Below are 8,167 nucleotides of genomic sequence, written 5' to 3' on the forward strand. Positions count from 1 at the left end.
ATCCATGTCTCAATGGTTTAACCAATTTTACGCATCTATCGCACAAAGCCCACTTAGTCACTGGCTAGAAACCCTCCCTGCTCAATTAAAACATTGGCAAAACGAGGCTAGCCATGGTGATTTGCCTAAATGGCAAAAAGTACTTAAAAACTTGCCTGAGGTGGCAACTTCCCATGTTGATATTTCTACAAAGGTAGAAATTGGCGCGCCAGGAGAGATGAGTGATGGCGAGCAAAAGCAAGCCATGCATTTATTAAAACGCATGATGCCATGGCGCAAAGGCCCATTTAGTGTGCACGGTATTGAAATAGATACAGAGTGGCGCAGTGATTGGAAGTGGGACCGCCTGCTTCCTCATATTGAGCCATTAAAAGGCCGCACTGTTTTAGATATTGGTTGTGGCTCAGGGTATCATTTATGGCGTATGCGCGGTGAAGGCGCAGAGTTTGTCGTGGGTATTGATCCATCTGATTTATTTTTATGTCAGTTTCAGGCAATTAAACACTACAACCCAGATGAAAACGTACATTTACTGCCACTAGGCGTAGAAGCATTACCCGAGCTTAAAGCGTTTGATACTGTTTTTTCTATGGGTGTACTTTATCATCGTCGCTCACCTATCGACTTTTTAGCGCAGTTAAAAGCGCAGCTTCGCCCAGGCGGCGAACTCGTACTTGAAACCCTAGTAATTGAAGGCGACGAAAACACGGTATTAGTCCCAACCGACCGCTACGCTAAAATGCGCAACGTTTGGTTTATTCCAAGTACTGCAGCATTAAAGCTGTGGATGGAGCGCGTTGGCTTTAAAGATGTGCAAATAAAAGATTGCGCTATTACCACGCTTGAAGAGCAACGTAAAACCGACTGGATGGAAAACGAATCGTTAATCGATTTTTTAGATCCAAACGATACAAGTAAAACAATTGAAGGCTACCCCGCTCCACTTCGAGCCATATTAACCGCAAAAGCATAGCTGTTAATTTAACGCCTTTAATACTAAAAAAACGCCTACGGGCGTTTTTTTGTTTATTTAAACAACAAACAGCGGACAAGTGTCCTTGTTAATTATTTCAAAATTACATTTACGCTAGCCGCGACCTTGCAATTGTTGTAAAATACGCGCGTTTCTAAGCAACCCAAAACAACTATTTTGAGGAAAACCTGTGAGCGAACAAAAACAGTCTCTAAGCTATAAAGACGCGGGCGTAGATATCGACGCTGGTAATGCACTTGTTGAGCGTATTAAAGGCGTAGTTAAAAAAACTCGTCGTCCTGAAGTAATGGGCGGAATTGGTGGTTTTGGCGCACTTTGCGAAATTCCTGAAGGCTACAAGCAACCAGTATTAGTTGCAGGCACAGATGGTGTTGGTACTAAACTACGTTTAGCAATCGACTTAAAAAAACACGATACGGTTGGTATTGATTTAGTTGCAATGTGTGTAAACGACTTAATTGTTCAAGGTGCTGAACCCCTGTTTTTTCTAGATTACTATGCAACTGGTAAACTAGATGTAGACACAGCAGCTGACGTAGTGACAGGTATTGGCAAAGGTTGTGAAATTTCAGGTTGTGCCCTAATTGGTGGCGAAACAGCTGAAATGCCAGGTATGTATGATGGTGAAGACTACGACATGGCAGGCTTTTGTACAGGCGTTGTAGAAAAATCAAAAATTATTGATGGCACAAAAGTAGCAGCAGGCGATCAGCTTATTGCACTTGCTTCAAGCGGTCCTCATTCAAATGGCTTCTCTTTAATTCGTAAAGTACTTGAAGTGTCAAAAGCTGATACCAGCGCTGACTTTGAAGGTAAAACATTAGGCGAAACTCTACTTGAGCCTACGCGTATTTACGTAAAACCTTTACTTGAGTTATTCAAAAACGTTGACGTACATGCGCTTTCACATATTACTGGCGGCGGTTTTTGGGAAAACATTCCACGCGTATTACCCGCTTCAGCAAAAGCTGTAGTTAAAGGTGATAGCTGGCAGTGGCCACCAATTTTTAATTGGTTACAAGAAAACGGCAACATTACTACACACGAAATGTACCGTACATTTAACTGTGGTGTAGGCATGGTTTTAGTAGTCCCTGCTGACAAACTTGAGCAAAGCTTAACAATGCTAAAAGACTTGGGCGAAAATGCATGGCACCTTGGTGAAATTCAAGATGCAGCAGCTGGCGAAGAGCAAGTTGAAATTGTAGGTGGTGCTAAGTAATGGCACCGACTCGTCTGGTAGTTTTAATCTCAGGTAGTGGCTCTAATTTACAAGCCATCATAGATGCCTGCGAACGTGGCGAGATAAACGGGCATATAGCGGCTGTTATTAGTAATAAAGCAGACGCTTATGGCCTAGAGCGTGCAAAACAAGCAGGTATTGCTACAAAAGTGCTCAGTCATAAAGATTTTGACTCGCGCGAAGCGTACGATGCGCAATTAATGAACGTTATCGACTCTTTTATGCCAAATCTAGTTGTATTAGCTGGGTTTATGCGTATTCTTACTCCTGGCTTAGTGCAAAAATATGTTGGAAAAATGTTGAACATTCATCCATCTTTGTTGCCTAAGTATCAGGGGCTGAATACCCACCAAAGAGCAATTGATGCAAAAGACGATGTTCATGGCGTAAGTGTTCACTTTGTTACTGAAGAATTAGACGGCGGTCCCGTTATTCTTCAGGCGCAAATACCTGTACTCAAGGATGATACAGCAGAAACATTAGCAAAACGCGTGCATGAGCAAGAGCATATAATTTATCCTTTGGTGGTCAAGTGGTTCAGTGAACACAGACTTACTATGGAAGCAGATTATGCAGTTCTTGACAAAAAACAACTTCCTGCACACGGCGCGCACTACCCACAATAAAAAAATAAGTGCCCTGTTGTTATGTGCGGGCGCTTTACTTCCAACTAGCCTAATTGCAGGCGAATTGACCCAGTATCAAGCTAATTACGATATTTTACGCAAAGGCAAAAATCATGGTGAGGCTGTTCGTGAGCTCAAAAAAACGGGCGACGATACTTATGAATTAACATACCACAGCAATATTGAGTGGATGATTTTCTCTGACTCTCGTGAAGAAACATCAAAGTTTACCTTTAAAGATGGCAAGGTTACCCCGCATCATTACAACATGATTCGTACAGGGACAGGCCCTGATAAAGATTACAAAATTGATTTTGATACAACAAACAAAGTAGTGACTAGCAGCGCTAGTGAATACCCACTTAAATGCGAATGGACTGATGAATTTCAGGATGCTATTTCGTACCAAGTGCAAGTGCGCGAAGGATTGAAAAAAGGCAAAACAAGCTTTTCATTCCCCCTTATAGATAAAAAAGGTAACCGCCGCGACTACAACTTTGAAGTTGTTGAAAAAGAGATGATCTCCTTACCTATCGGTAATGTAGAAGCCATTAAAGTGAAGCGTTTATACGATAACGATAAACGCCAAGCAATTGCATGGTTCGCGCCAGAAATGGATTACATGCTGGTACGTATGTGGAAAGGCGAAAAAGGTATGGAGCAGTTTGAAGTTCAAATGAATTCATTTACTGTTACTGCGCCTACAGCTGTTGCGCCTGCTACAGCACAACAACCTCAAGAAGCTAACTAAATTTAATTAAACCAAAGTTAAGTTAAGTTAGTATTTAAAATAGGTGGGCTAAATTAGCTCACCCATTTTAAACAATGCAAATTCCCCAGGCTCCATTTTTTGCCAGCGCTCATCATTCGTCAAAGGCCTTGTAGCTATAACTGTTACTACATCGTTTGGTGTGGTCTCTTGTTGAAAATCAACCACCATGTCGGCATCAATCAACGTTGCTTTACCAAATGGCGCACGGCGCGTTATGTAGTGTAAGTTATTAGTGCAATACGCTAAAACAAACACCCCATCGGTCAATAACATATTAAACACGCCTTTTTCACGTAGCGTATGCGAAAGCTTAGCCGCATATCTAAAAACCGACGCCATATTACTTGGTCGCTGCGGGTACTTTTCACGAATTTTGTCAAGCAACCAGCAAAATGCCAACTCGCTATCGGTATTACCCACAGGTCGATAATATTCAGGTTTTAAATCATGATAATTTGAAAGCTGCCCGTTATGAGCATAGGTTATTTCACGCCCCCACAACTCACGAGTAAACGGATGAGTATTTTCAAGACATACCCGACCTCGATTACCTTGGCGAATGTGGCTAATAACCGAGACACTTTTAATGGGGTATGCTTTAACGAGCTTTGCAATTTCAGATTGATAACTCGGCTCAGGATCTTTAAAGGTTCTACAGCCTTTACCTTCGTAAAATGTAATACCCCAACCATCTTTATGAGGACCCGTATTACCACCACGCTCTAAAAGGCCTGAAAAACTAAAACAAATATCGGTAGGCACATTGGCTGACATGCCAAGTAATTCACACATTAATAAAATAACCCTTAAAAACCATACATTAAAATAAATAGCGAATATTTGTGTATTAAGCGTACACTAAATTGCAGCCCGCTATAACGGCTATACTTACTTAAAAAGTGTCATTTTGCTATTAGATTTATTTATTTTTACGTTAACACTACTTACGGCTAATGCTTTGACTATACGATAGTTATTGAGCGTTCCTCTGTCGGGTAATTAAATATCGTATTTAAGTTACTTTCTACTACAATTTAACATCGTTATGTACTTGAAAATTACTGTTACTAGCGCTACTCTAAGTGAGGTGGTCTGACCTCTATTAAGGAATAAAAATGACACTCATATTTACACTGGTTCTAATCGCGTTGCTTTGCACTGCGGTTTACCACAGAGCAAGTTGGAACACAGCACTTGGTGTTTCGGCTATAACTTTATTAATTGGTACCTTTGCGGGTGCTTTTGGTTTAATTAGCTGGTTGATCTTTTTGATCATCGCGGTTCCTCTTTCTGTTACTGGCCTTCGTCAGCAATATATCATCAAGCCTATTTTTGCTACGTTTAAAAAAGTAACGCCAAGCATGTCTGATACTGAAAAATCAGCTATTGATGCCGGTACGACGTGGTGGGAAGCTGACTTATTTTGCGGTAACCCAGATTGGAAAAAACTTCACCAATACCCAGTTCCTAAACTTACTATTGAAGAGCAAGCCTTTGTTGATGGCCCTGTTGAAGTAGTATGTAGCATGTTGGACGATTGGGAAGCAACGCACGAACTAACCGACCTTCCTCAAGATGTATGGCAATATCTTAAAGATAATAAATTCTTTGCCATGATCATCAAAAAAGAATACGGCGGTTTAGAGTTTTCTGCATTTGCACAGTCTTGTGTACTTCAAAAACTAACAAGTAAATCAACATTACTTTCGTCAATTGTTGGTGTACCAAACTCTTTAGGCCCAGGTGAATTATTACAACACTATGGTACAAAAGAGCAAAAAGATCATTACTTACCGCGCCTAGCGAGCGGTCAAGAAATTCCATGTTTTGCATTAACTTCGCCAGAAGCGGGTTCTGATGCAAGCTCAATTCCAGACTACGGTGTGGTATGTAAAGGGCAATGGAATGGTGAGGAAGTTGTGGGTGTTAGTTTAACGTGGAATAAGCGTTACATTACACTTGCCCCAGTGGCTACCGTACTTGGTCTTGCGTTTAAGTTACAAGATCCAGATGGGCTAATTGGCGACAATAAAGAGCCAGGCATTACCTGTGCACTTATTCCAACGGACACTCCTGGAGTTGAAATTGGTCGTCGACATTTCCCGCTTAACGTACCATTTCAAAATGGTCCTACTCGCGGTAAAGATATTTTCGTACCACTTGATTATATTATTGGTGGTCCAGATATGGCTGGTCAAGGCTGGCGCATGCTGGTTGAGTGTTTATCGGTTGGTCGTGCAATTACATTGCCGTCAAATTCTGCCGGTGGCATTAAAATGATTGCCGTTGCAACGGGTGCGTATAGCCGCATTCGTCGTCAGTTCCGTTTACCTATTGGTAAAATGGAAGGTGTTGAAGAGTCACTAGCAAAACTTGCTGGTTACGCTTACAGCTCTGATGCTGCGGTTAGTATGTCTACGGGTGCGGTTGATTTAGGCGAAAAGCCATCGGTAGTTTCTGCCATTATTAAATACCACCTGACAGAGCAAATGCGTGATGCAACTATTCATGCAATGGATGTACTTGGCGGTAAGGGCATCATGCTTGGGCCAAATAACTATTTAGGTCGTGGCTACCAAGGTGCACCTATTGCCATTACCGTTGAAGGTGCAAACATCTTGACCCGTAATATGATTATTTATGGTCAAGGTGCAATTCGCTGTCATCCATTTGTACTTACCGAACTAGGTGCGTGCGAAATTGAAGACCGCGAAGAAGCGCTTAACGTATTTGATAAAGCGCTAATGGGTCATATTGGTTTTACTATGTCGAACCTTGTACGTACTAAGTGGCTTGCTCTTACCGGCGCTCGTTTTACAAGTGTGCCGTACAACGACGAAACTGCTGAATTTTACCGTATAGCGTCACGCTTTAGTGCATCACTTGCACTTATGTCTGACATTAGCATGGCAGTATTTGGTGGCTCACTAAAACGTAAAGAACGTATTTCAGCACGTTTAGGTGATTTACTTAGTTACCTATACTTAGTATCTGCAACGCTTAAGCGTTACAACGATGAAGGCCGTAAAAAAGAAGATTTTGCTCTAGTAAAATGGAGTTGCCAAGATCACCTTTACCATTGCCAACGTGCACTTGCTGATTTAATTAATAACATGCCTTCGGCTCCACTACGCGCCGTGTTAAAAGTATTGTTATTCCCGTTTGGTCGCCCTGTTCGTAAACCAACTGACCAACTTGAGCATAAACTAGCACAACTACTACAAGTACCTAGCGAAACGCGTAACCGTTTAGCAAGCTACGTATACCTAACAAATGAGCCACTTAACCTTGTAGGTCGTCAAGAGCAAACGCTTAAAGACGTCCTTGATGTTGAGCCATTATTTGAAAGAGTATGTAAAGAAAAAGGCCTTAAACTGCCATTCTTTCAGCTTGATAAAGTAGCGCAAATGGGACTTGAAGCAGGCATTTTAAGCCAAGCAGAGGCTGATAAACTAGCTGCTGTTGAGCAATCTCGTTTAGATGTTATTAACGTTGATGACTTCGACCCTGCTGACTTACTTGCAGGAAAAGCCGCACGTAATAGCGTTAAAAAAGAAGCTGATGCTGCTTAACTAAGCTAAGCATTTACAGACCAAAAGCCAGCATATAACGTGCTGGCTTTTTTGTGCACAATAAAAAGTTTTAACAACGTGATGGAGTAGTTTAATTCGTTAGATTGTTTAAATAATTATACAGCTTGGTATAACAGGCAGCTCTAACATCTAACCAACCCTAAAAGCTCTGTATTGATTAAATACCCCTAATTCACCTCTATACTCCTGTAAAAACTTAAACTCTCTCAAGAGCTCTACAAGTACAACACTATAAAGTTAATGACTATACCAATTAGCAATAATACTTAGAGCCTGCCTAGCAGTGTTAAAATCTCTGATATACGACTGCATAGATGCAGGAGATAGATCAATGCAGGATCATTTGCCGAAAACAACTGAATAACGAATTATTCCTTATTATCGACATGCTTTTCTTACATCAAAATAGATTACTTAATTAAGCGAATTGGGGTTAAACCTGGCGTTAAGCTAACTGCGGTAAAAGTTACGAGAAGAGAGATACAGCGCAATGCAGAAGCACTTACCCAGAGCATCGGCAGATTTATATAGGTATTGATACGGATAATAAGGAATATCAGCAGGTTTGTGCAAGGAATGTGTTTGATAGCTGATAGCTGATAGCTGATAGCTGATAGCTGATAGCTGATAGCTGATAGCTGATAGCTGATAGCCAAAGAATGTTTTACTAAATTATTTAATCAAGGATTTTATAAGCTTGTTATTGAGGAAATAACAAGTGGCGGAGTGGACGGGACTCGAACCCGCGACCCCCGGCGTGACAGGCCGGTATTCTAACCAACTGAACTACCACTCCGCAGTGGTATGTGCATGGGGTAATGCACTTACTAATTTTAATCATGATATCAAATGGCGGAGTGGACGGGACTCGAACCCGCGACCCCCGGCGTGACAGGCCGGTATTCTAACCAACTGAACTACCACTCCGCAGAGATATCA

At 41.5% G+C, this 8,167-nt stretch carries 6 protein-coding genes and 2 tRNA genes; 5 read left to right on the forward strand and 3 right to left on the reverse strand.

Going from position 1 to position 8,167, the window contains the following annotated elements; translation table 11 throughout:
• Positions 1-4: 4 nt before the first annotated feature.
• From cmoB to GQR47_RS17175, 4 genes are all read left to right on the forward strand, one after another.
• The gene (cmoB, locus tag GQR47_RS17160) at positions 5-973 is read left to right on the forward strand and encodes a tRNA 5-methoxyuridine(34)/uridine 5-oxyacetic acid(34) synthase CmoB (RefSeq protein ID WP_138488804.1); all 969 of its coding nucleotides are present in this window, start codon (positions 5-7) and stop codon (positions 971-973) included.
• A gap of 190 nt (positions 974-1,163) precedes the next feature.
• Positions 1,164-2,216 (forward strand): phosphoribosylformylglycinamidine cyclo-ligase, encoded by a 1,053-nt coding sequence (gene purM / locus GQR47_RS17165; protein WP_002959993.1) that lies wholly within the window; start codon positions 1,164-1,166, stop codon positions 2,214-2,216.
• Positions 2,216-2,863 (forward strand): phosphoribosylglycinamide formyltransferase, encoded by a 648-nt coding sequence (gene purN / locus GQR47_RS17170; protein WP_002959994.1) that lies wholly within the window; start codon positions 2,216-2,218, stop codon positions 2,861-2,863. Before purM ends, purN begins: the two co-directional genes overlap by 1 nt.
• A 16-nt stretch (positions 2,864-2,879) precedes the next feature.
• Positions 2,880-3,614, forward strand: a complete 735-nt coding sequence (locus GQR47_RS17175) for a DUF3108 domain-containing protein (RefSeq protein WP_165724206.1) — start codon at positions 2,880-2,882, stop codon at positions 3,612-3,614.
• Positions 3,615-3,662: 48 nt separating this feature from the next.
• On the opposite strand, the gene GQR47_RS17180 is transcribed toward GQR47_RS17175, so the two are convergent.
• The gene (locus GQR47_RS17180; protein WP_165724201.1) at positions 3,663-4,427 is read right to left on the reverse strand and encodes a class II glutamine amidotransferase; all 765 of its coding nucleotides are present in this window, start codon (positions 4,425-4,427) and stop codon (positions 3,663-3,665) included.
• Between the two features lie 323 nt (positions 4,428-4,750).
• Between GQR47_RS17180 and fadE the strand changes: the two genes are divergently transcribed.
• On the forward strand, positions 4,751-7,207 hold the full coding sequence (gene fadE / locus GQR47_RS17185) for an acyl-CoA dehydrogenase FadE (RefSeq protein WP_165724203.1): 2,457 nt from the start codon (positions 4,751-4,753) through the stop codon (positions 7,205-7,207).
• A 740-nt stretch (positions 7,208-7,947) separates the two neighbouring features.
• On the opposite strand, the gene GQR47_RS17190 is transcribed toward fadE, so the two are convergent.
• Together GQR47_RS17190 and GQR47_RS17195 are read right to left on the reverse strand one after the other, a co-directional pair.
• A tRNA-Asp gene (locus GQR47_RS17190) sits at positions 7,948-8,024 on the reverse strand.
• A 54-nt stretch (positions 8,025-8,078) separates the two neighbouring features.
• Positions 8,079-8,155, reverse strand: a tRNA-Asp gene (locus GQR47_RS17195).
• Between the last annotated feature and the right edge of the window lie 12 nt (positions 8,156-8,167).

Origin of the sequence: Pseudoalteromonas sp. Z1A2, assembly GCF_011378755.1 — a bacterium.
GTDB lineage: Bacteria > Pseudomonadota > Gammaproteobacteria > Enterobacterales > Alteromonadaceae > Pseudoalteromonas > Pseudoalteromonas distincta.